Below are 26,775 nucleotides of genomic sequence, written 5' to 3'. Positions count from 1 at the left end.
ACCGCACACCGTAACATGTACAGCTCAAGTTTCTATTCTTTTTCCATTTTCATAAATATAACTTGGTTTATACATGGTTACCAATTCTTCTGCCATCGTTGGATGTACTGCCATCGTTTCATCAAAAATATCTTTTGTTAGTTTTCCCTTGAGAGATATGCCCAAGATCTGTGCCATCTCACCAGCATTCTCTCCTAAAATATGTGCACCTACAACAATACGGCTTTCAGCATCAACAATGAGCTTTATAAACATTTTTTCTGAACTTCCAGAAAGAACATTGCGCATAGGACGAAAAACTGTACGATAAACTTCAAGACGCTTATAATGCTGTAGCGCCTCTTCTTCCGATAAACCAACAGTTCCAATCTCAGGTTGTGAAAAAACCGCTGTTGTGATCAGATTATAATCAGGTATTGTAGGAGTATTTTCAAATGCAGTCTTAACAAAACAGACTGCATCATGGATTGCAATAGGCGTTAATTGAATATGACCCGTTACATCACCAACAGCCCAAATATGCGGTACATTTGTTGTCATTCTTTCATCGACAACAATTGCACCATCCTCATTCACTTGAACACCTACCCGCTCGAGTCCTAAACCCGCTGTATTTGGTATACGCCCCATCGCCAACATAATCTGATCAGCACGAATCATTTGCCCGTTCGATAAAACAACATCATAATAATTCTCTGTAGAGAGTACTTCAGAAACTGTCTCTCCATAGATAATAGAAATTCCTTTTTCAATCATTACATCATTAAGCAACTGTCGCAAATCATGGTCAAAATTGCGAAGGATTAAATCACCACGATGAATTAACGTTGTTTTTACACCTAATTCATGAAAAATATTCGCAAATTCAACACCAATATATCCTCCACCCACAATGACTATCGATTTCGGAAGTTCCTTAAGATCAAAAATCTCATTAGAAGTGAGGCAAAAATGCCCCCCTTTTATTGCTGTATTTGGTGCAGATTTTGCCCCTGTTGCGATTAAAATTTTTTCCGCACTCACCCTTTGATCCGTTACAGAGAGCTCTAGTGTATGATGATCTACAAAAGTAGCACGGCTTTCATAAATATGGACATTATTACTTTCTAATCCCTTGCGGTAAAGCCCTTCTAACCGTGATATCTCTGCATTTTTAGCTGCAACTAATTTCTCCCAGTTAAAAATTGGATCAGCATACTCCCATCCAAAACCAACACTTTTGCGGAACTCTTTTGCATATTGTGAAGCATAAACATACAATTTCTTGGGAACACAACCACGAATGACACAAGTCCCTCCGATACGATATTCTTCAGCGATAGCAACACGCTTACCAAGTGCTCCAGCAAGACGTGCTGCCCGCACTCCACCAGAGCCACTTCCAATAACAAATAAATCAAAATCAAAAGATCCCACGAACTATTCCTTCCCGCATGCCTTGCAATAATAAAACTATGGTCATTTATGATCAAATAAAAGTATTTTTTATTTTTAAATGCTATTCCTCTCTAAAGCAGCATCATAAAAAATCTATTTTGATTAAAAGACAGCGGAAAACTGCCCGTCTCAAAATAAGTAGAAAATCGTACATTAAATGACCTTCATTACATTACTTTTTATTTTCCGAGGAAGTTGATGTTATAGGGGTAATGGAGTCGTTTAAATTAAGTTCAGACATCTCCTTTTGCACATTTTTTATAAGATCTTGGACAAGAACAGAACGCCATGAATCAAATGTAGAATAAGCATCACGTGCAAGACTTGGCACTTCTTTCAAAAACTTTTTACCAGTATCCGAATTATAAAATGCCGTAATTGTATCAAGTTCTTTTTGTGTAAAATATTTTGCGTATACATGAGCAATTTCCTTTTCTAAATCAGAATACCGTTTCGTCAAAGAAAGAGCCTGTCTATCGACAATATCAGAAATAGTTGTTGCCAAGTTTGGATCATCACCGATCAATTCATCTTTAAGATCGCGTGCTGCATTTGATAAAAAGCTATCAAATTGATCCGTTGCACGAATAGCACTAATGGCTTTTCTCGCTGAATCTAAATGCTGCTCACTTACACCTTGTGCATAAATCACTCCAATATTAAAAATCAAAATAGCGAGTGCATAAAAACATACGACAAAACGCTGAAAAGAAAATACTTTGTTCATTTAATGATTACCCCGATAACTAATTATAATTCACATTCATTATTTCATCTGAAATCTGCAATATCTTTTTATGTACTAACATATCATCATGCAAATTGTCTTCTCTAAAAATCAAATGATTCTAAAACTTTTATTTGTCCATCGCTCATAGCGACAATAGCACGTGAAGCTAATCCCAAAAAAAGACCATGCTCAACAACACCAGGAATTGCAAGAAGCATATCTGATAATAGTTTTGGCTGCAAAATAAATCCCCAAGATGCATCAAAAATGAAGTGACCACCATCCGTTTCAAAAGGATTGTCTCCGCTCATTCGCAATACAACCTTCCCAGACATCCCTAAACCATCAGCAACTTTTTCAATGGCTTTACGTGTCGTATGCATACCAAATGGATTAACTTCAATCGGAAGTGGGAAAGCTCCAAGACTTTTTACCATCTTTGTTTCATCAGCGATAACAAACATAGAGCGAGATGCTGCGGCAACAATTTTCTCATGTAATAATGCCCCTCCCCCTCCCTTAATGAGAGTCATATTGGGGCCAATTTCATCCGCTCCATCAATCGTAAGATCCAATTCAGATATTTGTTCCAGAGTTGTGACTGGTACCCCAAGTTGACGACAAAGTTGTTCAGAGTATCGTGAGGTTGAAACACCAATCACACGCAGCCCAGCGGCAACACGCTCACTAAGGAGATGAATAAATTCGTTTACTGTTGAGCCTGTACCAATACCAAGATACATACCATCTTCAACAAACTCGAGCGCTTTAACAGCCGCCATTTTTTTTAACTTCTGAACATTCATGAGTAACCTTACATTTTACCAATCAACGAAAAGTTATTATAGGTTGATAAAAAACGATTTATTCCCTCAATTTTCCATCGATTTGTTTGTCATCTTTTAGTGGAAAAAACGCTGATTACAATACATTATTGGCATAGAGTAATGAATAATTTCATTTTTTTAAAAGTTATTGACATTTTCCACATTCAATAAACATTTTTCGTTTATTTCCCACTATTCACAAGCCCCATACATAAGATACAATTCACAGCTTTATAAATTATTCAAATATTAAAAATTTATTATTTTTTGAAAATTGATCAATTCTCCTGAATTTGATACCCTGTAAAATAATCAATCATCATAAAAAGTATCCTCATCATTTCATATTCTTTCACTGTCTAAGCCTAAATATGAAAAAGATGAAAAATGAACAGAAGCTATAATTTTTTCAAATACTGTTGTCTATGCCTATTCCACGGCCTATAAAACCCCATTGAAGACCAAATAATATCTCCACTTTTGGTCATCATTACGCTCCCTCGCGATAACAATTGTCGGGGAGTCAATGTTATCTTTGCCTTCTTGCTACATGTTTGATTATCCATTGTAAATGTCTTAATCATAATATCTGCTTTTACGCATTTCTGTATTTCTTTACGTAAAACAACCACTCTTAATCCATTTTCTAAGAAGGATGTACACATATGATGATCACAAATGAACTGGCCATGAAACGAAGGACCATATTTTGTTGGTTTGACTATCTCATCCACACGAAATGATTTTTTCCATATAGATGTTATGAACCTAGAAGTACGCGAACGATCAATATATAAATTCTTTTCATTTATAACACCTACAAGCTTCATACTGTCTGCTATGATGAGTTGTACAGGTGAATGCACCAAGGCAACGTAAATACCCGCTAAAATAAAAAAAACAAAAAGGAATCTAATAGATGTTTTACAAAAAATTAGCCCAGCCAGACCTATACTCAATAAAACCAAAACAGATAATGGCATAAACCCAGGACTGACAGCAGGAGAAAGAGCTCTTATGACATAAGAAATTTTTATCACAAGATCAGCACCAAATCCCATAATTTGGAGGGGTCCCCATTCAAACCCAAAAAGCATTGCAAAAACCGCTATTAATCCAAAAGGCATGATAAAGAGCGAGATAATGGGGAAAGCTAAGGCATTACTGATAATACTGAGAAATGCAATATTAGAAAAATGGTAAGCGGCGTAAATTCCACTGGCACTTCCCGCAATAAGTGAAGATGCGCCTGTTGAAAAAAGTGATAAAAAGACAAAATTAAACACTCCCGCTCCAACATAAGAGGGCGTTGTTTTTCCCACTCGAAAAGATGCCCTCCTACTCCAGTAATCAAAAAAAGCAATCAAAGCTGCAGTTGCAGAAAAGGACATTTGAAAACTAGGTCCTAATATTTCATGCGGTGAAATTGTCAAAACGATTAAACCCGCAATAGAAAAATTACGCATTGTGATAGCAAAACGATTACATAATACAGCAACCAACATAACAGCAATCATCACAAAACTTCTCTGCGCTGATACAGCAGAACCAGATAAGAGTAAGTAAAAACCCGCTATCACTAATGCGATCATAGCCGCCATTTTTTTAGCAGAATAATAAGATGAAAAAACCGGAAAAAATGCTAAAAAACCCCGGACGCTTCCAAGAATGATTCCACTCAACAAAGCCATATGCAAACCTGATATAGATAAAATGTGCGCTAATCCAGCCGTCCGCAATGCCTCATTTGTATCATTTGAAATGCCACCCCGCTGTCCTGTTATCAAAGCAACCGCAATGCCCCCCTTTTCTCCACCAATTGCCACATGAATTTTTTGTGTTATGTTCATGCGTAAATTTTCGACTTTCTGCAAAATAATACGCAATATTGTATGAGACGAGGGAACAAATATCTTAATGGGTTTTCCCAGATAAAACCCCTGCGCGCCAATCCCTTTAAAGTAATTATGAAAACTAAAATCGTAACCTCCTGGGCGGACTGGTCCAGATAATGCACGAAGCTTGACCCTTCCATACAATCCATCACCGATTACCAATCCGTTGGGCAAATGCCTTGCTGATAAACGGACATGATGAAGATCATGATGCAGTACTGGTTTTTTCATCTTCAAAACATCCAGAACTAAATGAAACCCTCCTCTTTGTTTTGGCTCAATAGAAACAATTCTTCCTGTTAACATCGTGACGATATCATCACTCAACATTGGTGTAGACATGCGCCATGTTTCTATTTTTGCAGCCAAAGCACCTAATATAATACAGAATAGAAACCCTATGGTAATCCACACTCTTCGATATGAGCGTAAAATATATAATATTCCAATGAAGATACTTACGAATACACCAAACTGTTTCCAACTGGGCTCCCGCTCTAAATTAAAATAAAAAATGATGCCTATGGAAAAAAAGATTAAAATCAAAGAGAAACTTATTCCCAAAGAGACTTCTTTGGTTATGCAATCTTTCAGCCACTTCCAGAAAGACGCTATTGCTTTTCTTAAAGGTATCAATAAAAGGAGCTCTTGTTTGTAATAATTTCTGTTCGTTAGATCATAATGTGCAGAAAAAACATCCCTTCCTACCAGATTCAGCTTTTTTCTTTCTAACTTACCGCTTATGGGTAAAACACCTTTAACTTTCTTTTGACTAAACATCCGCAAATCCCCACTTTACATGCAATGCGGCTATTGCACCCCCTGTCATCTATGCTAACATAATATTTCCGCAGAATCCTATAAATAATATCTTTTAATTTAAAGGAAGAAGTCCGTGTCCGTTATTACCCGCTTTGCTCCATCACCAACAGGTTTCCTTCATATCGGCGGTGCTCGTACAGCCCTTTTTAATTGGCTTTATGCCAAACATACTGGTGGTAAAATGCTGCTACGAATTGAAGACACGGATCGAGAGCGTTCAACAGAAGAAGCCGTGAAAGCCATTATAGATGGTTTACACTGGATGGGGCTTAGCTATGATGGAGCTCCTATTTCGCAATTTGAACGAGCAGAACGTCATCGCCAAGTTGCTGAACAATTGGTAAAAAATGGCAAAGCTTATTATTGTTACGCTTCTCCTGAAGAGTTGGCTGAAATGCGTGATAGCGCCCGTGCAAAAGGTCGCCCGCCACGTTATGATGGACGTTGGCGAAACCGCGATATTTCTGAAGCTCCTAAAAATATCAAACCTGTTATTCGCATTAAAGCACCGCAAGATGGTGAGACAATTGTGCATGACCGCGTTCAAGGTAATGTTCGCTTTCCTAATAAAGACCTCGATGATTTTGTTATTTTACGTTCCGATGGTTCACCCACTTATATGCATGCCGTTGTCGTCGATGACCATGATATGGGAATAACACATATCATACGTGGTGATGATCATCTTACAAATGCAGCCCGCCAAACGATCATCTTCAATGCAATGGGGTGGAATATCCCTGTGATGGCACATATTCCACTTATTCATGGTGAGAATGGTGCAAAATTATCAAAACGGCATGGCGCTCTAGGTGTCGATGCTTATCGAGCAATGGGTTATCTCCCTGCTGCTTTGCGAAATTATCTCGTCCGTCTGGGCTGGAGTCATGGTGATGATGAACTCATGTCAATCGAAGATATGATTTCCTGGTTTGATATCGATGATATTAATAAAGGTGCGGCACGTTTTGACTTCAAAAAACTTAATGCCATCAACGCTCATTATATACGTATGAGCACTGACCAAAATCTATTTGATGCTACCCTTAATATTTTACCGGAGACTGAAGAGGGACTAAAAATAATGGAACGACTTGATGAACAACGCCATAGCCAACTCCTAAAAGCTATGCCCAGCTTAAAAGAACGTTCAAAAACACTATCTGAACTTATTGATAATGCCTCTTTCATTTTCATGCAACGCCCCTTAAAATTTGACGAAAAAGCACAAGCTCTGCTAGATGAAAATGGACGAGCTATTTTGAATGGTGTTTATCTTTGCTTGAAAGCGTGCCACTCTTGGGATATAGAAACTTTAGATGAAGTTCTTCGATCTTATGCGCAAACACAAGATCTTAAATTTGGGTCTATCGCCCAACCACTTCGCGCCGCTCTCACAGGGCGTTCAACATCACCAGGGGTTTTTGATGTTCTTATTTTATTGGGAAAAGACGAAACTCTTAACCGTATTAGTGACCAGCTTACCACAGCGACATAATCGTAAAACAGGAGTGGACATTACGCCCTGTAAATATTTAAATACAAAAACATCAAAGCAAACTAAAAACTATGTTTATTTTAACTCCTTGAAATACATATTTATTTGGTAAAATAGCAAATTAAAAATACTTTTTAGATTGCATAAGCCAACTTTTAGGGTAAATCTGTTCTTCAACATAGGTAAGAAGAAGATTTAATTATATCCCTCCCTATCTGACAAGACAGTGTTTTAATTTTTAGGAGTAAAGAATCTGTGAAAGGAATATTCAATGTCTGAACATAAAGCACATATTATAGTGAATGATAAAAAAATAGCACTTCCTGTGCGCGAAGGCACTAATGGTCCTGACGTCATTGAAATTGCTTCTCTCTATAAAGAAACAGATACTTTTACTTATGATCCTGGTTTTACTTCAACCGCTTCTTGCGAGTCTAAAATCACTTATATTGATGGGGAAAAAGGAATATTGCTGTATCGTGGTTATCCTATCGACCAATTAGCTGAAAAAGGAGATTTTCTCGAAAGTTGCTATCTTTTGCTTTACGGTGAGCTCCCAACAAAACAAGAAAAAAATGATTTTGATCGCTGTATTATGCAGCACACAATGGTACACGAACAATTCGCACGTTTTTTTCATGGGTTTCGTCGCGACTCGCATCCTATGGCTGTCATGATTGCCTGCCTTGGCGCTATGTCTGCATTCTATCACGACTCTATTGATATTACAGACCCTAAACAGAGAATGATTGCTTCTGTTCGCCTTATCTCGAAGGTTCCAACTCTCGCTGCTATGGCTTATAAATACAGCATAGGGCAAGCATTTGTTTATCCTAAGAATGATCTTAGTTACGCTGAAAATTTTCTTCGTATGTGCTTTTCTACCCCTTGTGAAGAGTACAAAACAAATCCTGTCCTCGCTCAAGCAATGGATCGAATCTTCATTCTTCATGCCGATCATGAACAAAATGCTTCTACATCTACTGTACGTCTTGCAGGATCGTCAGGTGCCAATCCATTTGCATGTATTGCTGCAGGCGTCGCATGTCTTTGGGGCCCTGCGCATGGGGGTGCCAATGAAGCATGTTTAAAGATGCTCCAAGAAATAGGATCCGTTGAAAGGATTCCTGAGTTCATCGCACGCGCAAAAGACAAAAATGATCCTTTCCGTCTTATGGGATTTGGGCACCGTGTCTATAAAAATCATGATCCACGTGCAAAAATCATGCAAAAAACTTGCCATGACGTTCTAAAAGAACTCAATATTCAAGATGATCCTCTTCTTGATATCGCTATGGAACTTGAAAAAATTGCTTTAAATGATGAGTATTTTATTGAGAAAAAGCTTTATCCAAATGTCGATTTCTACTCTGGCATAACACTAAAAGCTTTAGGTTTTCCAACTGAAATGTTTACCGTTCTTTTCGCATTAGCGCGTAGTGTCGGTTGGGTTGCACAATGGAAAGAAATGATTGAAGACCCCGCACAAAAAATTGGTCGTCCTCGTCAACTCTATACGGGTCATGCCATGCGTGATTATATTTCTATTGATAAACGTATAGCTTAAAGCAATAAAAAAATTATGCAACAAAGCTTCAATTTATTGGAGCTTTATTGCCAACAATTCAACTGCAATCATTCAGGAGTTTTTAAGAATTTATTTTAAAATTCTTTCTCTAAGAGGTATCATATTGTTATTAAAGTTTAGAAGAAATAAAAAATTTTGGCTTATAAACACGTTCAGTGTAATTCTTCTATTATAGATTTAACATTATTTTCCTATAATTTAAACGTACTGGGATTCAAATATATTAAAAGGTTTTCTCTCTACTTCAACAGATTCACAGAAAAATAATAAAACTGCCCGAGAGAATGTTGTTTTATAATCATCATCTTATTCTCAAACATTCTTGGCTTATCTGTTTGAAACAAGATACCTTATACGCATAAAGTTTTAATATATAGCTAAAGATAGTTATTGATTTTTTAAACCGCGAATATCTATCGCAACACTATAAAGAAATCGGATGGTTGTAAAAAAATATTACAAAAAGCGAATAAGATGCTCACTTTTCATAACTCAGTTTAATACTAAAAAAAACAGTGCTTCATAATTCATCAATAACTAATCAATGTATTATTTTGCTCCTGTTTTTAATTTCTAATCAGAAAGAGCTTATTAAGGGTGAAAACCAATCACGAACCTTACTATCTCTTTTTAATTCAGCTTGATGACTTTCAAAAGCACCTAAAAACAACGTCTTTTAAAGAATAGAAATGATGCATTGCCGCACACTTTTGTTTTTCACGTTTTTAATGGGATCACGTCCCTCACGCAAAAATAAAATGCTATTAGGTTACATTACACGAGCTTGTTTTAAAGAGACATCTCTCAAGGAATACCCAAATCCATTTCGCAACGACACCCGTGAAGAGTACAATGATTAATCCATTGAGCACTGTCATTTTTATACTTACAAAGAAAGAAGCGCGCCGGCGCTATCATTATATTTGCTAACCCGTAAGTGTTATGACAGCCCTCGCATCCAGATGGTTCATAAGAACCATTTTAATCCTTTCTTATACAGTTTTTATTCACATACCCATCCCAATCGTGATGTGCAAGCAAGTCATTTTGATTGTTTCAACATACACAGATTTCAAATGAAAAAATTTAGGATATTCGGGTCTCTACCTCAATAGAAATAACGATATATTATCTTTAAAAGTCAATGTGTTACATTAACATATACTTCACATTAAAATGTATTATTAAAAGCAAAAGTATCTTTAGTGTGTTTAACACAACAAGCTTATGCAAAAGAGTTACTGTTTATTTTAGAAGCTCTTTTTATCACCCTAACAGCAGAAAATACGAGATCGCTACAGTTGTTTAATCAACAATGATATTATCGCTTTGTACATCTGATCCAAACTATTATTTTTCTAATATCTTTAAATAAAGTTGGCAAATACACATCAAAATTATCTATAGATTATATACACATTTTGACTAATCAAGGTGGATAAAAAATATGGAGCAACTTTTGAGTATAATAGCATATTTAAAATTATAGAAAAAACTTTATTATTTTTTACTTGAAAGTCTATTTTATATGAGAGGTTACGACTGTAAACTGAAATTATAAAATTTCACTTTTCTAGGTATATTACTGATTATCAACATTTATAGGCTTCTAAGTGCTATCGCTGTTTCTTATCTCCTTATATGAGATTTGAGATTCTATAGCGTTAAGGACAAATAATGATGTTCAATCATTATTAGATCAAATACGAGTTTATATACTTTATAATCATCAATCGACGTAAAAAGACGTGGAGAGGAATTGTGTAACATAACCGGTGAATAAAAAGAAAAGAGGCTTTTCACAGTTTTTCATACAAATTTTTGATAAGTTAAATGACACGCATTATTTCAATTTTAACGATAAAATAAAAAAACAGTAAGACAAAAAAATTATAGTTATCAAGATTTTTAGACGATGAATATATGTAAAATGAAATAATACTCCCTTCATGCATTCTCCTATATTATTTCGTGCTTTTTTCGTGAAGTATGAGATTTTTTTAGGTTGTTTCCATATAATACTTATCCCCCTCCCATAACTTAATAAACACTCTATAATGATTTTTAAATATTTTTTAATTAAGAGGTTGTTAATAATTGTTTTGAATAAAAATCTCATTCTTCATATGTAAAGCCACTGACATCCTTACAGAAAACATTACCCACAACTAAAAAAGAGTTGACTTTCCTTATCATCTCTGACTGCATAAAGTTCATAAAAATTTTTGAGATAATGTTATCTTTATCCTTGCCTCATGGTGAGGTAGTACAAATAGCTCAAAAGAATGAAATATTTTATTTGCAAAAAAGCAAAAACAACCTCGTTAGAGAAAAATTTTCCCCCTGCTCCACATAGATAAAACAAAAAATCTGCAATATATACTATCGATGAGAGCGTTACAGTATATAATCTAAAATTCTTTCTAAACTCTGAATTTAAAAAGATACAAGCATCTCTGCACAACAATATATGAAAAAAGTAAGTCAACTGAAAACACAAGACCAAAACATCTACATTGATGTCTGATGACAATTTGCTGTTCTACTGAGTTTATTTAAATATGGTGAGCGCGCAGGGATTCGAACCCTGGACCTACTGATTAAAAGTCAGTTGCTCTACCAACTGAGCTACGCGCTCCCACACAAACCACCTGCAGGAAGTTGAGTGGAACATACGGCTCACTTTTCATTTGGTCAATAGTTTTCGAAAAAAAATATTATTATTAGGTGTAGTTATCAATATTTTTCTCTTTTTTCTCCCTTTTGAGCGTAAATAACAAGAATATTTCAACAAAAAATGCACTATAGACTCTGAAGTTTATATGAAAAAGTGATTATCTCAACTCTATCATAAGCGAGAAGAATGCATAAAGTGATTCTAACTGTGCACCTAAATCCTTGTCCTTTATAGAGAGCTAACTTTTCCCTAAAATAAATTTCTGAATCTGACTTCAGATAAGGTCGCTCATTTAAAATGTAAAAATATCACTCAATTATATATAATTATTATTAATATAAATAAAAAACTATTTTTAATAAATACATTTAAAATAAAAATATAGCAAACTACTTTAATTTATATATTAAAATTTTATAATGTTTACAGATACCTATATTTTAATTCTTTTTACTGGAATATTGAATGCTAACATGTAAACAATACGAGCTACTCTTGTTTATTCATAATCATATGAAAGAAACTGGTATCCCTCCTTCTTTTGACGAAATGAAAACTGCATTAGAACTTTCTTCAAAATCTGGCATTCATAAACTCATGGTAGCCTTAGAACAAAGAGGCTTTATACGCCGCCTGCCAAACCGTGCCCGTGCAGTAGAGGTCATTCGACTGCCAGAGAAAATAACATTTAACCTGTCTTTAGCGCGTAATATTTCTCCAACTACGATAGAAAGAGATAAAAGAAAACTATCAAAAAATTTTGATACGCCTGATTCTGCTGAAGAAGAAAAACAGATTACTATTCCTATTATGGGACGCATTGCTACGGGAGTGCCTATCTCCGCTATATTACAACAAACAAATACACTTTCTTTACCAAAGGATATGATTAACTCAGGTGAGCACTACGCTTTGGAAGTAAAAGATGATTCCATGATTGAGGCTGGTATTTTTGATAAAGACACGATCATCATTAAACGACAAAACACAGCAATATCAGGTGAAATTGTGGTCGCACTTATTGATAGAGAAGAAGCAACATTAAAACGTTATAGACGCAAAGGAGCTGCTATTGTATTAGAAGCTGCAAACCCTCACTATGAAACACGCATATATAGATCTGAACACATACAGATACAGGGGGTGCTTATCGGACTTATTCGAAAATATTAAAATTTTCTGATATCCTCCATATCTTAATCAAGAAATTATTGCGCATTTTTTATAGTATGTCACTTACATGAGTAAAATCATGAAATATTGTGTGGTATATATCAAAAATAAAGTTTATTTTGAGCTTTAATAAAAAAGTAAAAAAATTAATCATCATAAAATGGCAGAATTTATTACGGAGAATCCCTCCTATTTGTTTTATCTCTCTTGTCTATCAAAAAACACTGGCAGTTTCTGAGCTGATTATTACAAAATTGAGATCCGAAGATGATGAAATCTTATACAAACACCAAAGTGCTACTCCTGTTATTGTGAATACGAATAGGCTTTCTTGATTTTGCACGAAAAGAGTCACGCACCAATATTGATAAAGCCCTCAAAGAAAATGAAAAAGTTATTATAACTGGATATCTTTGTGCTGTTCTCGATGTTATTCCTCAAATACAGCCAAATTTACTAACCATTACAAACCTATGAAAGCCTCATACAAGATATTCATACCGTCATTCCTCCATTGCATAACCCTTTTACCGATTTATTCCCCTTATAAGGTATTTTTTACACCTCATCGCTATATGCTTACTTAACAATTTTTGAAGAATGTTCAATCAATGCAGTTTTTGTATTACCCCTATTCTGCGCAGCAACCTTACTTTATATTCTATCAATTAAGGTTTTTCGCGAAGCTGAAAAGTTTGTGCAGGCAGGTATAAAAGAGATTATGGTTATTTTATAAGATACGAGTGCTTACGGCGTTGATATAAATATCTTGAAAGCGTTTGGAAAAACCATACAGTAGAAACAAAATTTTTTATTTTTGTCGTGAATTAAGGAGATATCCATATATTAATCTACCCTTATTTTCATGTTGATACCGTAGTTGAGTTTATGGCTAAGATAAAAAAATCTTTCTTATGGACATCCCTTTTCAAAATACCTCATAACTATTTTACACGACATGAAATGTCAGATTCTATGGAAAAAACAAATCGTAGAATTAAAAAATGGAAAAAAATTTGTTTAGACCTCACTTTACGATCAACATTTACTGTTAACTTTCCAAGCAAAACAAATGAAGACTTCATATATTCCTCAACTAGCTAGAGGAGTCCAAAATTGAACGAGCTGAATGCTTTAAATATGAAGAAGTAAAAGGTGCTGTCACAAATAATCTAGGCTTAGAAAAAATTTCTAAAGAAGTAAAAAAAATCGATGACATCGCTTTATGATAAAACAACAGCAAAGCTCTACTCAACTTTTTTAAGTTGGAAAAAGATTCTAGGTTTTGATCGATAAGAATCAGAGAAAAAGGGCGTTTTTTTCAAAATCACGGAATTCTGTTTTTTCGACATGTATCGATTCTTGATTGCAAAAGATTATCGTTAACATAATTCCTCAGAAATAGACGGTGTTGTATATATCACCAAAATATCTCCACTACGTGTTGGTGAATTTGTTACCGTAAAAATTGAAAAATCAGATACTTGCGATCTCTATAACATTACAGTTTAAAGATAAGACTTAAAAACATACTTAAAAATTAAATTTTATAATAAGCTTTTAAAATCAAAAATTTTTTTATCGAGTAAATGACCTGGACGAACGTTTGTTAAAGCGCGAATCATTGTATCTTTACGTCCTGGCATTTTTTTTTCGATATCTTTTAGCATTTCTTTCATAATATTACGTTGTAAACCATCTTGACTACCACAAAGATTACAAGGAATAATGGGAAACTTCATCACTTGGGAAAACTTCTCCATATCTTCCTCGGCAACATACACAAGAGGACGTAAAACAAAAAGATCTCCCTCGTCATTTTTAAGCTTTCCAGGCATACCGGCTAATCGGCCACCATGAAATAAATTCATGAAAAACGTTTCTAAAACATCATCTCGATGATGTCCAAGAACTAATGCTGAACATCCCTCTTCACGTGCGATACGATATAAATGACCACGCCGCAACCGAGAACAAAGCGAACAATATGTCTGCGTATAAGCTAATTTATCTGTAACAACAGAATAGGTATCCTGATATTCAATGCGATATGGAATATGATAAGAATTTAAAAAGTCTGGAAGAATATGTTTTGGGAATCCGGGCTGCCCTTGATCAAGATTACATGCGAGAATTTCAACCGGTAAAAGACCGCGCCATTTTAAATCTAAAAGAAGTGCTAATAAACCGTAAGAATCTTTTCCCCCCGATAAGGCAATAAGCCATTTTTTTCCTGAAGCAAGCATAGAAAAATCATCAAATGCCTGCCGTATATGGCGTAAAAGCCGTTTGCGCAGTTTATTAAACTCCACCGTTGAAGGAGCAATCCGAAACATTGGATGACAATCATCAACATTTCCCGTCAAAGGATTGGCTTTTTCTACATCTTCTTCCATTTCTTGATATTTAACTGAAAGATTATCCATAATACTACAATCCTTCTTGATAAATAGCGCGCTCTGTAAAGATAGAAACAACGACAGACATAACACAGCGTAAACAGATACTCTGTTGCTTTACAAAATAAGACAAGTAAATAAAAAACGGAACTATACCAGTTATGTTAACATAAAATAGTACAACAAATCTGATATAGTACCCTATAAAAAAGAGCACCTATCCGCGTCAAAAGCTATAAAGAATTATAATATTCATACATATAAGAAAACAGAAAAAATAATATTTCACATAGAACAATTAACGAGAATAAAACTCAACAACTAAGTTTGGTTCCATTTGTACAGCGTAAGGAACATCTGCAAAAGCGGGAATACGAGTAAACGTTGCTTTCATTTGACTGTGATCGGCTTCAATATATTCTGGTACATCACGCTCTGCCAACTGTACAGATTCCAATACCAAAACAAGCTGCTTTGACTTTTCACGAACTTCAATAACATCACCAGGCTTGCAACGATAAGATTGAATATTTGTACGCCGTCCATTCACCTTGACATGACCGTGATTAATAAACTGTCGAGAGGCAAAAATTGTAGGTACAAATTTTGCACGATAAACAACAGCATCCAAACGCGACTCTAAAAGACCGATAAGATTTTCACCAGTATCACCTCTCCGACGAGCAGCTTCCTCATAAATTTTACGGAATTGTTTTTCTGAGATATCACCGTAAAACCCTTTCAGTTTTTGCTTGGCACGTAACTGTACACCATAATCAGAAAGCTTTCCTTTACGGCGTTGCCCATGCTGCCCTGGACCATAATCACGGCGATTCACAGGAGACTTTGGGCGCCCCCAAATATTTTCTCCCATACGACGATCAATTTTATATTTTGTTGTTTCGCGCTTACTCATCGCATTTCCTTTTTAAATAAAACACAAGATCCCTCAGTAAGATCTCAAGGAAACGCGCCCTCCTCTGCCTTTATATTAAAAGACTGACAGGAAACCCTAACATATTAAAATATGTAAAGTTATCCACGGGACACGTCAATGGATACCATTTCCTCAAAAGAAAACAGCTAAAATAGCTTTATTGATCTTATCCCCTAAAGTCAACTCTTTTCACAATATTGAAGCCAAATTCTTTTAGCAAATACTTTGTTGAAGACATTACATTTTGCAATGTAAATAATGCAAAATCTTCACGCCTCTCTATGTTCTTGTGATTCATTCTTTCTGGTAATAAGAATCTCGTATGTTTGGCTATCGCCTTTGCTGGATCAATCCATTCAACCGGCCACAAAGCGTTTTCACGAAAAAAGTCGATCAAAAAAGGATAATGTGTACAAGCCAAAACAATGATATCAGTATATTTGCCATTTTTTTCAACAAAGCACGGAGCAATTTCATGACGCAACTCTGCTAGATCAACCGGATCCCCACGTAAATAATCTTCAGCAAACCCAGCAAGTTTTTTACTTCCTACAAGTTGAACATGACATTGCGCCGCAAAGGAATGAATTAATTCATGTGTATAAGCACGCTTAACTGTTCCAGGAGTCGCTAAAACTGAAATAAAACCAGATTTTGTTCGTGCAGCCGCTAATTTAATTGCAGGAACCGTTCCCACAAAAAGAATATGGGGGAATTTTTGTCTTAAGTCAGCGATCACCAGTGTAGAAGCAGTATTACAAGCGATCACACATAAGGCAGGGTTATAACGCGCTAAAAGATCTGTAAAAAGCTTTAAGATTCTGTCTTTTAAAGTATTTTCTTCCCAATTACCATAAGGAAAGCCAGCATCATCAGCAACATAAATAAATTGGACTTCAGGAATAAGGACGCGCACCTCTCTCAATACTGTTAAACCACCAATACCACTATCAAAAAAAAGGATAGGTCTTTCATCCATCAGTTTTCACACTTGTTTTTATTTTTTTACGCTCACGTTCTACAGGTGCACCACTTCCTCGCGGAAATTTAGGAGAAAAATGATCTAATGAAGATATAATCCCCCGCAACAAACGAACCTCAGGATTACTAAAATTAGCACGCGTAAAAACAGAACGAAGATTTTCAAGCATGACCTCTTTGCGCTCTAAAGGTCTAAAATATCCCCGAATATCTAAAGCCCTTTCTAATTGAGATAAGAAACCGTGAAATGTTTCTTTATTTGCAGGCTCCATTTCTACCGCGCGAAAAGCCGTATCACTCACATTTTCTAGACCTGATTTCATCCATTCATAGGACATAAGCAAAACCGCTTGCGCAATATTGAGTGATGCAAAGGCAGGATTAACGGGAAAAGTGATAATTTCATCAACAAGACTGATTTCATTATTTTCTAATCCCCACCGTTCTCTTCCAAATAAAATACCCGTTTTATGACCAAGGCTCTCACGCTGACGCAATACTCTCGCTGCTTCAACAGCACTTTTTACACTTTTAAAACCACATCTTTCACGTGCTGTTGTTGCAAAGACATAATGTAAATCTGCAATCGCATGATGCAATGTATCAAAAACGACGGCATCATTAATGACGTGATCGGCTTTACTGGCTGCAGCTATAGCTTTTTCATTTGGAAAAACTTCTCGTGGCTTAACTAACCGAAGCTTAGAGAGTCCAAAATTTGCCATTGCCCTTGCTACCATACCGATATTTTCAGGCAACTGTGGTTCGACTAAAATAATAATTGGACCATCTGTTAAATTTTTACGCTTCTTATTGGTTCCAGCCATCAATTCTACCTAATTCTATACGTTACGCTCCTATAACTGATTTTTTTTGAATGCAACTTCATTTTATAGTATCTTCCAAGAAATAATCTTTTTGATAACAGCTTCTAATCAATAATACCTCGTTAATTCAAAAATGCTCATAAAAATAATTAACAAAAAATTTTAAAACTTTATTTCTTATATTTTAGAAAGAATTACTCTATATTTATAAGTTATAATCTGCGTTAAATTATAAAAATATGCTCTTTGTTCCTAAACTTTTTCCTGCAAAACTTATTCGTCGTTATAAACGTTTTCTTGCTGATGTAAAATGGGATGATCAACGCATCTCTACTGTATCAGTTCCTAATACAGGGTCAATGCTTGGGTTAATAACTTCAAATGCCAATATTTGGCTTTCATATAACAATGATTCTAAACGAAAATATGCATATCGACTAGAAATCGTCGAATCTGATAATACCTTAGTTGGCGTCAATACAAATTTGCCTAACAAGCTTGCATTAGAAGCTATTCAAAATGGACTTTTACCAGAATTAAATGCCTACAAAACAATTTTGAGAGAACAAAACTATGGTAAACAATCGCGTATCGACTTTCTTTTACGTGATAGCATCCTCCCTGACTGTTACCTAGAAGTTAAAAATGTCCATTTCATTCGTCAAAAGGGAGTGGCAGAATTTCCTGATACAGAAACAAAACGTGGTGCACGTCATCTTGAAGAACTCATAAAAGTCGTGCAAAAAGGAAAACGAGCCGTTATGCTTTACATAATTCAACGAGAAGACTGCTCAACTTTTTCAGTCTGCCATGACCTTGATCCAATCTATGGACGCATGTTTGACTTGGCATTAAAAGAAGGGGTAGAATTTTATGCTGTAAAATGTCACGTAAGTGAAGAAGGTATTTTTCCGATTCAACGCGTAAAAATAGAAAATAGAAAAAGCCATGACTGAATATATTGAGTATAATAAAATACCCTTAAAGTTAAACGGAAAAATCCGTATTTTTGATGAACATGCTTTTGCTAAAATGCGTCAAGTTGGTCGTATCGCTGCAGAATGTCTCGATGCACTTGCAGACATTATCAAGCCTGGTCTTACCACACAAGAAATTGATGATTTTGTATTTACTTTTGGTGCTCAGAGAGGAGCGCTTCCTGCTGATTTAAATTATCATGGTTACAGCCATTCATGCTGTACATCCATTAATCATGTTGTTTGCCATGGTATTCCGAATAAAAGACCCCTACAAGAAGGTGATATTGTAAATGTCGATGTGACCTTTATTCTTGATGGTTGGCATGGCGATTCAAGCCGCATGTACCCTGTTGGAAAAATCAAACGTGCTGCAGAACGTCTGCTAAAAATAACGTATGAAAGTCTTATGAAGGGCATTGCTGTCGTCAAACCTGGTGCGACCACAGGAGATATCGGTGCTGCCATTCAGCGTTATGCAGAATCTGAGCGTTGTTCAATTGTAAGAGATTTTTGTGGACATGGAATCGGTCAGTTTTTTCATGATGCACCCAACATTCTACATTATGGAAATCCTGGAGAAGGAATAGAGCTAAAACAAGGCATGATGTTTACAATTGAACCGATGATCAATCTTGGAAAACCGCAAGTTAAGATTTTATCTGACGGCTGGACAGCAGTTACCCGTGATCGTTCTCTTACTGCACAGTATGAACATACAATTGGTGTAACAAATGAAGGCTACGAAATTTTTACGCAGTCTCCTAAAAATATTTTTTATATTCCAAATTCATATGCCTAAATAAATGTAGAACAATCATGGCTAAAAAGATAAATAAAAAGGGAGACAATCAAAGCAACCATTTTGCATTAGTATCAAATTCCTCTTTTAATCCGATCCCAGACATAAAAAGTGAAAAGCTGCAAAAAAATTCACAGACACATAAGCATTACCAAGGGCACCGTGAGCGTCTTCGTCAACGCTATTTAAAATCAAAAGGAAGCGCAATTGAAGATTATGAATACCTTGAGTTATTGCTTTTTCGCACTATCCCCCGAGCAAATACAAAGCTCATAGCTAAGAACTTGATTACACGATTTGGATCATTAGCTGATGTATTAAACGCTGATATTCATCGACTGCAAGAAGTTCAAGGATGCGGTCCAGCGTCTGCAATCGATTTAAAAATTATTTCAGATATTGCCGGACGTCTTGCACGTGCTGAATTATTTAAACGCGATATTTTTTCGTCGTGGGATAAAGTATTAGCCTATTGTAAAGCCGTTATGGCGCATGAAACACGTGAACAATTTCGTGTCTTATTTCTTGATAAAAAAAATGGTTTACTTGCTGATGAAGTGCAGCAAACTGGAACGATTGACCACACCCCCGTCTATCCTCGTGAAGTCATCTCGCGAGCTTTAGAGTTATCTGCGTCAGGGCTGATTCTCATTCACAATCACCCCTCTGGTGATACAACACCTTCTCAAGCAGATATAACAATGACATATAGATTAAAAGATGCTGCAAATGCATTAGGGATCATTATTCATGATCACCTTATTATCGGACGGAACGGTTACACAAGCCTAAAAAAAGAGAAACTTATGTAACCCTTTCCGAAAAACAGCACGCAACCCTGTAGCAGTTTCACGGACTTGTTTTAAAGAAACATCTCTCAAAGCACCTAAACCCATTTCGCGACGGCACCCATGAAGGGTATACTGTAAAATCCACCCAAAACCTTCATCTTTGCGCTTATAGAGAAGTAAGCCCGCACCATCACACTATTTGCCAGCTCATAGGTGTTGTAACACCCCTGGCTATGATAAGTTCATAAGAGCTATTTCTCTTTCTTATATAAATTTGATTCACACGCTCATCCCGCTTGTGACGTGCAAACGAATGGATTTTATTGTTTCAATAATAAACACGTTCGGAATAAGAGAAACTTACGATATTCAGGGCTCTCATTCAACATACTAAACAGTAAGTTACCATTATAAATCAATACCTTGTAAAAATAGAAAAAATATTCAATGACTCACAACCAATCATTTTTCTAAATCAATATCCAATATAGCCATCGAGAAATTATAGGATAGTTCACCCTCATCTTCATCTCGATAGATGATACCTAAAAACTCATCTCCAATATAAACCTCACAAGAATCACTTTTTTTAGGTCGTGCTTTCACTTGCAATGCTGAATTTTGGAATATATTCTTAAAATAACGATCAAGTTTTTTTATTTCATCAGCATTCACTATGCTCTCCTCATTTTTAATCTTTTAACTTAATTTATGAATAACAAATAAAGGCACTTCTTAATTCTGCAAAAATAACAACAATATAGTTCCCACTTATAATACTTATGCACTACTTTAATACACTTCTGAAGAATCTTTACTAAAAAAGCCTACCATATGAGTAATATATAGGTATGGATTCAAAAGTAAAAAAATATTTAGAAAATGATAACTTTTAAACAGCTTTTATCTTATTCTCAATTTGCCCTCCTACTTTTACAAGTATATTCTAACAAATATTAATCAACCACTTATAGTTTTTTATTTCCTATAAAAAATAAAAGCTCTTCCCCCTGATATCTGTTATGTTTCCTCAAAAAAAATCCTATTCTATAACTAAAAAACATGCTTTTTTTAGAGGCTAAACATACTCTTTTAATCTGCAAAAGAGAACTCGACTTCTATATAAAGATACAAGAACTAACCAAAACCATTGGTTACCCTTTTATTTCTTTTATAAAAACTTATATCATAACGGCCAAACTCCCCATCGATATTTCATCTTACTCAAGAATAAAATGCCGCGTTGTGTGAATATTAAAACTTTGCTTATCATTTAATAGGATAACGAGAAAGAAAATCGATAACGCCTTTTTTATAAACCTTATCTCCTACAGCAAGCATATGGTCTCGCTCAGGAATTGATAATGCTTCACCACAAGGTAGCAAAGCTGCTAATGGTTCTGCCTCTCCGCCAATTTCATCTAATGAACCAACAGCAACAAGTGCAGGCTGTTTAATTTTATAAATTTCAGATGCTGTTAACTCCTGTTTTGATGTTATAACACAAGCAGCCAAAGCACGCCTATCGCTTTTAGTGTGATCAGCAAACTTACGAAACATTAAACCACGAGGATTGGTAATAGTAGAAATATTATCTGCCAAAAGAGCTTCAGCAACTGGTTTCCAATCCCCTGCTCCTGTTACCATACCAATACCTAAACCACCAAAAATAACACTATGCACATATGTTGGATACAAAAGAGCCATAAATGCGCTAATTCGAGCTCCCATGGAATAACCCATGACATGCACTTTAGATAACTCCAAATGCTGTAACAACTTCACCGCATCTCCAGCCATTGCTTGAGGTGTATAAAAAGAAGAGTCATAACTTTTAATTGAATCTCCATGTCCACGATTATCCAGAGCAATAACGCGATATCCTGCTTTTGTAAGAGTCCGAAACCAGCCTGTGGCATACCAATTTACACGTGCAGAAGACCCAAAACCATGAATTAATAAAATGGGCACCCCCTGCCCTTCTTCTCGATAAGCAAATCGTAAACCATCATGTTCAAAAAAACGAATGTCTTCCGCTGTCATTTTACATCCTCCTCACATGTTCCACAAATAACCGGATGAAAAATACGCTGTCCCTTCTGTATTTGTTTTTTGGAAACTTCACCAGCATTTACTTCAAGCGCAAAAGTTGCTGGTACAGTTGATGAAATAGTATCTGTTGAAAATGGAGACGTTTTTTCAACAATTGATACAATAACTCCTTGATGATTCAAAAAAATCATATCTAAGGATAAAGGTACATTTGCCATCCACATAAAAAGTTTTTTATTATCCTCCGACCACTGACTGCCCTGCTGTCTAAAGAGCATTGCACGATCATGTGGAAAATTTGTGCGATACATTAAACCAAATTCCGCCTGAGATTGTGTAAAAGCAATCTCAACATCGTAGGAGACAATACCTTGTTCCGTTTGTACTTTTAAAGGAATTGGATGAACAGGAAGCTCCATGGGACTCTTTGCTACAGCCGCAAACACTTCTAATAAAACAAAATACAAAGATAATAAGACAAAAAATAGAGACGATATAACGATGCACCATTTTTTAAAAGGCCGTAGCATTTTTATCTCCATCACAACAGATTCTTGCGCTTTAACTTTGAAGTTTAAGAATCAAAAATAAAATAAGAGAATTACTGCCTCTTATTATTCTTTATATAAGACCAACAACTGCTCCACTCGCCCTACAGCTATACAGATCACATATTTTTCTAAGACGTTCTCTACCCCTTGTAACTTGCTCTGTTTATGTTTTTACAGCAAGCATCTCTTTACTTAAGAGGAGAAAAGATCGTATGACCTCAAGAGTCAATTTAATGTGTAGAAAAAGGAATCCCTATGTCTGGATAAATTTCTGCCGTCATCAATCCTTTTTCCCCTTTACCAAAACGAACAAGAACAACTTGACCAGAACGAAGCTCCGCTAAACCAAAACGGCGCAACGTTTCCATATGAACAAAAATATCCTCTGTTCCCTGTCCGCGACTAAGAAAACCGAATCCTTTATCGCGATTAAACCACTTCACAATTGCGCGTTCCAAACCACTTTCTGGGGTAACAACAACATGCGTACGCGCTGGAATTTCTGACGGATGAACCGCTGAAGAGCAATCTATAGACTTTACTTGGACACATTTTAATCCCCGTTCAGTCTTTTCCACAGCACAAATAACCCTAGCTCCCTCCAAAACTGTCTGAAAACCATCCCTACGCATCACCGTAACATGCAATAATATATCGGGAAAATTAGGTAAATCAGGTACAATAAATCCATACCCCTTACTACCATCAAACCACTTAATGACACCACTAATTTCAATAATCTCACCACAAGCACCTACACCATCTTCAGATAGAGAACAATCTTTTAATGCATCCTTACTTGTCATAATAAAACGTGATCCTGTAGCTCTTAAGTTATACAATATTGATTCTTTAACGCTAAGTTAACATTGCTCTTGCATCAACACGCAAGCCCCAAGATAAGATTTCCCCACATTGTCGTCGTTCCTTTGTTAATATCAAACCTTATATATCAAAAAATGTTTGATCATACACATCATATGCCTTACAAAAGGTTCCTCGAAAAAATGATGATATAAAATTTCACACAATACTGTTTTCATTAATGTGTAACTTGCGTGATGAGAAAGTTCAAGATAAGGTTAAAAACTACAATCAAATTAGGGAAAGTGCGTGATGCAATTGAAGAAAATCCTTACCACAGTCGCAGCCGTTATGACACTTGTAGGAAGTGCCTATGCAAATGATCCCATCAAAATTGGTGTTTATCTTCCGTTAAGTGGTCAAAATGCATTTGGAGGTCAGCTCGAAATTAAAGGCATAGAATTGGCGCATAAAAAAGTTCCAGAAGTCTTGGGACGTAAAGTGGAACTTATTATTATTGATAATAAATCTGATAAAGTAGAAGCTGCCAATGCTGTTATGCGTTTAACCGCAAGTGAAAAAGTGAATGGAATCATCGGAAGTTACGGTTCTTCACTCTCATTGGCAGGCGGCGAAATATCTGAGAAAGCAAAAACGCCAAGTATTGCAACTTCCTCAACAAATATGCTTGTTACACAAGGAAAGAAATATTATTTTCGCGCTTGCTTTATTGATTCTTACCAAGGAATAGGAATTGCGACTTATATAAGAAAAAATTTACATGCTCAAAAAGTAGCTATTCTTAAAGATATATCAAGTGATTATGCGATTGGTCTTTCAAGCTATTTTACGCGCACTTTTAAAAAGTTAGGTGGTGAGGTTATCTCAAATTTAAATTATACCTCTGGAGATCAGGACTTTTCAGCTGTTCTTACGCAGATTATAGCACAAAAACCTGATGTTTTATTTATTCCATCCTACTTTTCTGAAGGTGCTATCATCATGAAGCAAGCGCGTGAACTCGGTGCAAAGTTTAAAATTATGGGTGGTGATGCTATGGACAATCCAGAAACGATTACAATTGCGGGAAAAGCTGCAGAAGGATTCTTACACACAACACTTCCCTACAGTGAGGATATGCCGAATATGTCTAAAGCTGCACAAGAATTCACAAATGAATGGAGAACAGCTTATCCTAATCAAGAGCCAAATATAAACTCGGTTTTAGGATATACGAGCTATATGATGTTCATGAAAGCGATTGAAAATGCTGGAAGCGCTGATCGTGAAAAAATTACTCATGCGCTTAGCCAATTAAAGAACTTTCCAACCCCTTTTGGTGATATGACCATGGATGAAAATCATAACCCTAAAATTCCCATTGGTATCATTGAGATAAAAAATGGGAAACGCGTCTATTTAGATGAAGTTAAACCTGCTTTTTAAAAAAGAAGTTTTACTCGTCCATATACAAGAATGAGTTGAGGATTTTTTCTCAACTCAAATTTAGAGATTTTTTTATTTAATCCTGTATAAATTAACAAATGTGGAAGGATGAGAGATGAGCACTGAAATGTTCATCCAGTACTTTTTTAATGCACTGGCATTAGGGTCTCTTTATGGACTTATCGCTATTGGTTACACCATGGTTTACGGTATTTTGAGGCTTATTAATTTTGCTCACGGTGATATCTTTATGCTGGGAGCATATTTTGTTTTCTTTTCCACAATTAACTTTATGCCTGCTTGGGCGGCACTTCTTCTTTTGTTACTCGCTATTTTCATTTACTATTCTGTGTTTATAGGGTTTAAGAAACGCCCTTCAGCTTTTTGGACTGCTGTTTTTTTAATTCTTATTTTGGGGATCATTTATTATTTAAAAGTTTCTCCACAGGACTTTACACCAATTTGGATTCTTGCCCTTTGTTTTTCGATTTTTATCACAAGTGCAGTGGGAATTACCGTTGACCAATTGGCCTACAAACCTCTACGCCATGCTCCACGAATCTCAGCACTTATTGGTGCAATAGGCGTTTCCTTTTTTATTGAAAATCTTGCAACTGTGCTCTTTAGCGGTATTCCAAAAGGTGTCAAACAACCAGATTTTCTTGTCATTCCATTTCTATGGCATTTAAAACCCGGATCAGAAGGAATCATTAGAATTGCACCTATGTCTTTAATTGTTCCCATTGTTGCCTTTATTCTCATTATTGTACTTCTATGGATTATCCATAAAACAAAACCTGGTCTTGCTATGCGTGCAATTTCCCACGACATTGAAACAACACGTTTGATGGGGGTGTCTGTTAATAAAGTTATTGCATTTACATTTGGGATAGGCTCAGCGCTTGCTGCAATTGCAGGGATTATGTGGTCACTACGATATCCTCAAATTCAACCTTATATGGGTGTTCTTCCTGGACTCAAAGCATTTATTGCTGCTGTTATTGGAGGTATTGGCTCAATTCCAGGAGCAATGTTAGGGGGATTGTTACTGGGTTTTATTGAAGTTATGATTGTCGCATTCTTTCCAGCCCTCTCTGGATATCGAGATGCTTTCGCTTTTATTTTATTGATTTTGATTCTATTGGTAATGCCCACTGGATTAATGGGCAAAAAAAGCCAGGAGAAAATCTAATGGCAAAATCAGCTACGATTTTTCTATCGTGTATCAGTATTTTTATTCTTATCGGTTTTTTATTTTACGCTGATAATCATTTTAATGACTACACACTTCGCATCATTAATCTCATTGCGATTAATGCAATATTAGCAATTTCACTAAATTTAATATACGGTTTTACCGGTATGTTTTCTCTTGGTCATGCCGGTTTCATGGCCATTGGTGCATATGTGTGCAACGCATTGATTTATAATGATAATTTAGCGTTATTCATATTGAATGAGAATCCCGAATAACGTAGGATTCTCTCATTTCAAACCTGCTTATCTTGAATCAATCAAAACCACTCATTTGCACATAACAAGTGGGATGAATGTGTGGATA

21 protein-coding genes, 1 tRNA gene and 2 pseudogenes are annotated in these 26,775 nt (G+C 35.7%); 10 read left to right on the top strand and 14 right to left on the bottom strand.

Translation table 11 applies throughout. The annotated features are described in order from the left end of the window. Positions 1-24 precede the first annotated feature (24 nt). From gor to ABID23_RS06290, 4 genes are all read right to left on the bottom strand, one after another. Positions 25-1,416: a glutathione-disulfide reductase gene (gene gor, locus ABID23_RS06305; RefSeq protein ID WP_354190416.1), complete on the bottom strand. Its 1,392-nt coding sequence runs from the start codon at positions 1,414-1,416 to the stop codon at positions 25-27. A gap of 193 nt (positions 1,417-1,609) precedes the next feature. Next, a complete protein-coding gene (locus ABID23_RS06300) occupies positions 1,610-2,164 on the bottom strand; it encodes a DUF2059 domain-containing protein (protein ID WP_354190414.1) in 555 nt (184 codons plus the stop codon). A 104-nt stretch (positions 2,165-2,268) separates the two neighbouring features. Next, complete coding sequence (gene rpiA / locus ABID23_RS06295; protein WP_354190412.1) at positions 2,269-2,973, bottom strand: ribose-5-phosphate isomerase RpiA; 705 nt, start codon at positions 2,971-2,973, stop codon at positions 2,269-2,271. A 419-nt stretch (positions 2,974-3,392) separates the two neighbouring features. Beyond that, entirely contained in the window at positions 3,393-5,669 is a 2,277-nt protein-coding gene (locus ABID23_RS06290) for a ComEC/Rec2 family competence protein (protein WP_354190410.1), read from the bottom strand. A 115-nt stretch (positions 5,670-5,784) separates the two neighbouring features. Between ABID23_RS06290 and gltX the strand changes: the two genes are divergently transcribed. Together gltX and gltA are read left to right on the top strand one after the other, a co-directional pair. Further along, a complete protein-coding gene (gene gltX / locus ABID23_RS06285; RefSeq protein ID WP_354190408.1) occupies positions 5,785-7,209 on the top strand; it encodes a glutamate--tRNA ligase in 1,425 nt (474 codons plus the stop codon). A 271-nt stretch (positions 7,210-7,480) separates the two neighbouring features. Next, a complete protein-coding gene (gene gltA, locus ABID23_RS06280; RefSeq protein ID WP_354190406.1) occupies positions 7,481-8,776 on the top strand; it encodes a citrate synthase in 1,296 nt (431 codons plus the stop codon). Between the two features lie 2,583 nt (positions 8,777-11,359). Here the strand turns inward: gltA and ABID23_RS06275 are convergent. Beyond that, positions 11,360-11,435 (bottom strand) — tRNA-Lys (locus ABID23_RS06275). A gap of 504 nt (positions 11,436-11,939) precedes the next feature. On the opposite strand from ABID23_RS06275, the gene lexA reads away from it, so the two are divergent. Both lexA and ABID23_RS06265 read left to right on the top strand, forming a co-directional pair. Beyond that, complete coding sequence (lexA, locus tag ABID23_RS06270) at positions 11,940-12,647, top strand: transcriptional repressor LexA (protein ID WP_354190404.1); 708 nt, start codon at positions 11,940-11,942, stop codon at positions 12,645-12,647. 182 nt (positions 12,648-12,829) lie between these two features. Continuing rightward, positions 12,830-14,159, top strand: a pseudogene (locus ABID23_RS06265) (ribosomal protein S12 methylthiotransferase). 35 nt (positions 14,160-14,194) lie between these two features. Here the strand turns inward: ABID23_RS06265 and ttcA are convergent. The 4 genes from ttcA to ABID23_RS06245 all read right to left on the bottom strand — a co-directional run bounded on the left by ttcA (position 14,195) and on the right by ABID23_RS06245 (position 17,791). After that, entirely contained in the window at positions 14,195-15,073 is an 879-nt protein-coding gene (gene ttcA / locus ABID23_RS06260; RefSeq protein ID WP_354190402.1) for a tRNA 2-thiocytidine(32) synthetase TtcA, read from the bottom strand. Between the two features lie 271 nt (positions 15,074-15,344). Next, positions 15,345-15,962 carry a 30S ribosomal protein S4 gene (gene rpsD / locus ABID23_RS06255; RefSeq protein WP_354190400.1) on the bottom strand — a complete coding sequence of 206 codons (618 nt, stop codon included), beginning with the start codon at positions 15,960-15,962 and terminating at the stop codon, positions 15,345-15,347. 187 nt (positions 15,963-16,149) lie between these two features. Further along, positions 16,150-16,962 (bottom strand): glutamate racemase, encoded by an 813-nt coding sequence (gene murI / locus ABID23_RS06250; RefSeq protein ID WP_354190398.1) that lies wholly within the window; start codon positions 16,960-16,962, stop codon positions 16,150-16,152. Then, positions 16,955-17,791, bottom strand: a complete 837-nt coding sequence (locus tag ABID23_RS06245; RefSeq protein ID WP_354190396.1) for an RNA methyltransferase — start codon at positions 17,789-17,791, stop codon at positions 16,955-16,957. The genes murI and ABID23_RS06245 overlap by 8 nt, the downstream gene beginning before the upstream one ends. A 239-nt stretch (positions 17,792-18,030) precedes the next feature. On the opposite strand from ABID23_RS06245, the gene sfsA reads away from it, so the two are divergent. The 3 genes from sfsA to radC are packed head-to-tail and all read left to right on the top strand — an operon-like array spanning position 18,031 to position 20,382. Further along, complete coding sequence (sfsA, locus tag ABID23_RS06240) at positions 18,031-18,747, top strand: DNA/RNA nuclease SfsA (RefSeq protein ID WP_354190394.1); 717 nt, start codon at positions 18,031-18,033, stop codon at positions 18,745-18,747. Further along, positions 18,740-19,570, top strand: a complete 831-nt coding sequence (map, locus tag ABID23_RS06235; RefSeq protein WP_354190392.1) for a type I methionyl aminopeptidase — start codon at positions 18,740-18,742, stop codon at positions 19,568-19,570. The genes sfsA and map overlap by 8 nt, the downstream gene beginning before the upstream one ends. Positions 19,571-19,587: 17 nt before the next feature. Further along, positions 19,588-20,382 carry a RadC family protein gene (gene radC / locus ABID23_RS06230; protein ID WP_354190390.1) on the top strand — a complete coding sequence of 265 codons (795 nt, stop codon included), beginning with the start codon at positions 19,588-19,590 and terminating at the stop codon, positions 20,380-20,382. On the opposite strand, the pseudogene ABID23_RS06225 reads toward radC, so the two are convergent. The 5 genes and pseudogenes from ABID23_RS06225 to ABID23_RS06205 all read right to left on the bottom strand — a co-directional run. Beyond that, positions 20,383-20,553, bottom strand: a pseudogene (locus ABID23_RS06225) (Arm DNA-binding domain-containing protein); the annotation flags it as partial. 270 nt (positions 20,554-20,823) lie between these two features. Next, positions 20,824-21,036: a DUF3126 family protein gene (locus tag ABID23_RS06220; RefSeq protein WP_354190388.1), complete on the bottom strand. Its 213-nt coding sequence runs from the start codon at positions 21,034-21,036 to the stop codon at positions 20,824-20,826. Positions 21,037-21,630: 594 nt separating this feature from the next. Then, positions 21,631-22,404 (bottom strand): alpha/beta fold hydrolase, encoded by a 774-nt coding sequence (locus ABID23_RS06215; protein ID WP_354190386.1) that lies wholly within the window; start codon positions 22,402-22,404, stop codon positions 21,631-21,633. Continuing rightward, on the bottom strand, positions 22,401-22,943 hold the full coding sequence (locus tag ABID23_RS06210; protein ID WP_354190384.1) for a DUF192 domain-containing protein: 543 nt from the start codon (positions 22,941-22,943) through the stop codon (positions 22,401-22,403). The genes ABID23_RS06215 and ABID23_RS06210 overlap by 4 nt, the downstream gene beginning before the upstream one ends. Positions 22,944-23,194: 251 nt before the next feature. Further along, the gene (locus tag ABID23_RS06205; RefSeq protein WP_354190382.1) at positions 23,195-23,770 is read right to left on the bottom strand and encodes a cold-shock protein; all 576 of its coding nucleotides are present in this window, start codon (positions 23,768-23,770) and stop codon (positions 23,195-23,197) included. Between the two features lie 310 nt (positions 23,771-24,080). On the opposite strand from ABID23_RS06205, the gene ABID23_RS06200 reads away from it, so the two are divergent. From ABID23_RS06200 to ABID23_RS06190, 3 genes are all read left to right on the top strand, one after another. Continuing rightward, a complete protein-coding gene (locus ABID23_RS06200) occupies positions 24,081-25,214 on the top strand; it encodes an ABC transporter substrate-binding protein (protein ID WP_354190380.1) in 1,134 nt (377 codons plus the stop codon). A gap of 115 nt (positions 25,215-25,329) precedes the next feature. Beyond that, the gene (locus tag ABID23_RS06195) at positions 25,330-26,406 is read left to right on the top strand and encodes a branched-chain amino acid ABC transporter permease (RefSeq protein WP_354190378.1); all 1,077 of its coding nucleotides are present in this window, start codon (positions 25,330-25,332) and stop codon (positions 26,404-26,406) included. After that, on the top strand, positions 26,406-26,687 hold the full coding sequence (locus tag ABID23_RS06190) for an ABC transporter permease subunit (protein WP_354190376.1): 282 nt from the start codon (positions 26,406-26,408) through the stop codon (positions 26,685-26,687). Before ABID23_RS06195 ends, ABID23_RS06190 begins: the two co-directional genes overlap by 1 nt. Positions 26,688-26,775 lie beyond the last annotated feature (88 nt).

The organism is Bartonella silvatica (assembly GCF_040545155.1).
GTDB lineage: Bacteria > Pseudomonadota > Alphaproteobacteria > Rhizobiales > Rhizobiaceae > Bartonella > Bartonella silvatica.
The sequence above is the reverse complement of the archived record's forward strand: the minus strand, read 5'-3'. Positions and strand labels throughout refer to the sequence as shown.

What these genes read in the sequence shown, in the direction of transcription:
- ABID23_RS06300 (WP_354190414.1), bottom strand. Translation starts at nt 2,164, where the DNA reads ATGAACAAAGTATTTTCTTTTCAGCGTTTTGTCGTATGTTTTTATGCA.
- rpiA (WP_354190412.1), bottom strand. Translation starts at nt 2,973, where the DNA reads ATGAATGTTCAGAAGTTAAAAAAAATGGCGGCTGTTAAAGCGCTCGAG.
- ABID23_RS06290 (WP_354190410.1), bottom strand. Translation starts at nt 5,669, where the DNA reads ATGTTTAGTCAAAAGAAAGTTAAAGGTGTTTTACCCATAAGCGGTAAG.
- gltA (WP_354190406.1), top strand. Translation starts at nt 7,481, where the DNA reads ATGTCTGAACATAAAGCACATATTATAGTGAATGATAAAAAAATAGCA.
- lexA (WP_354190404.1), top strand. Translation starts at nt 11,940, where the DNA reads ATGCTAACATGTAAACAATACGAGCTACTCTTGTTTATTCATAATCAT.
- ttcA (WP_354190402.1), bottom strand. Translation starts at nt 15,073, where the DNA reads ATGGATAATCTTTCAGTTAAATATCAAGAAATGGAAGAAGATGTAGAA.
- rpsD (WP_354190400.1), bottom strand. Translation starts at nt 15,962, where the DNA reads ATGAGTAAGCGCGAAACAACAAAATATAAAATTGATCGTCGTATGGGA.
- murI (WP_354190398.1), bottom strand. Translation starts at nt 16,962, where the DNA reads ATGGATGAAAGACCTATCCTTTTTTTTGATAGTGGTATTGGTGGTTTA.
- ABID23_RS06245 (WP_354190396.1), bottom strand. Translation starts at nt 17,791, where the DNA reads ATGGCTGGAACCAATAAGAAGCGTAAAAATTTAACAGATGGTCCAATT.
- sfsA (WP_354190394.1), top strand. Translation starts at nt 18,031, where the DNA reads ATGCTCTTTGTTCCTAAACTTTTTCCTGCAAAACTTATTCGTCGTTAT.
- map (WP_354190392.1), top strand. Translation starts at nt 18,740, where the DNA reads ATGACTGAATATATTGAGTATAATAAAATACCCTTAAAGTTAAACGGA.
- radC (WP_354190390.1), top strand. Translation starts at nt 19,588, where the DNA reads ATGGCTAAAAAGATAAATAAAAAGGGAGACAATCAAAGCAACCATTTT.
- ABID23_RS06215 (WP_354190386.1), bottom strand. Translation starts at nt 22,404, where the DNA reads ATGACAGCGGAAGACATTCGTTTTTTTGAACATGATGGTTTACGATTT.
- ABID23_RS06210 (WP_354190384.1), bottom strand. Translation starts at nt 22,943, where the DNA reads ATGCTACGGCCTTTTAAAAAATGGTGCATCGTTATATCGTCTCTATTT.
- ABID23_RS06205 (WP_354190382.1), bottom strand. Translation starts at nt 23,770, where the DNA reads ATGACAAGTAAGGATGCATTAAAAGATTGTTCTCTATCTGAAGATGGT.
- ABID23_RS06200 (WP_354190380.1), top strand. Translation starts at nt 24,081, where the DNA reads ATGCAATTGAAGAAAATCCTTACCACAGTCGCAGCCGTTATGACACTT.
- ABID23_RS06195 (WP_354190378.1), top strand. Translation starts at nt 25,330, where the DNA reads ATGAGCACTGAAATGTTCATCCAGTACTTTTTTAATGCACTGGCATTA.
- ABID23_RS06190 (WP_354190376.1), top strand. Translation starts at nt 26,406, where the DNA reads ATGGCAAAATCAGCTACGATTTTTCTATCGTGTATCAGTATTTTTATT.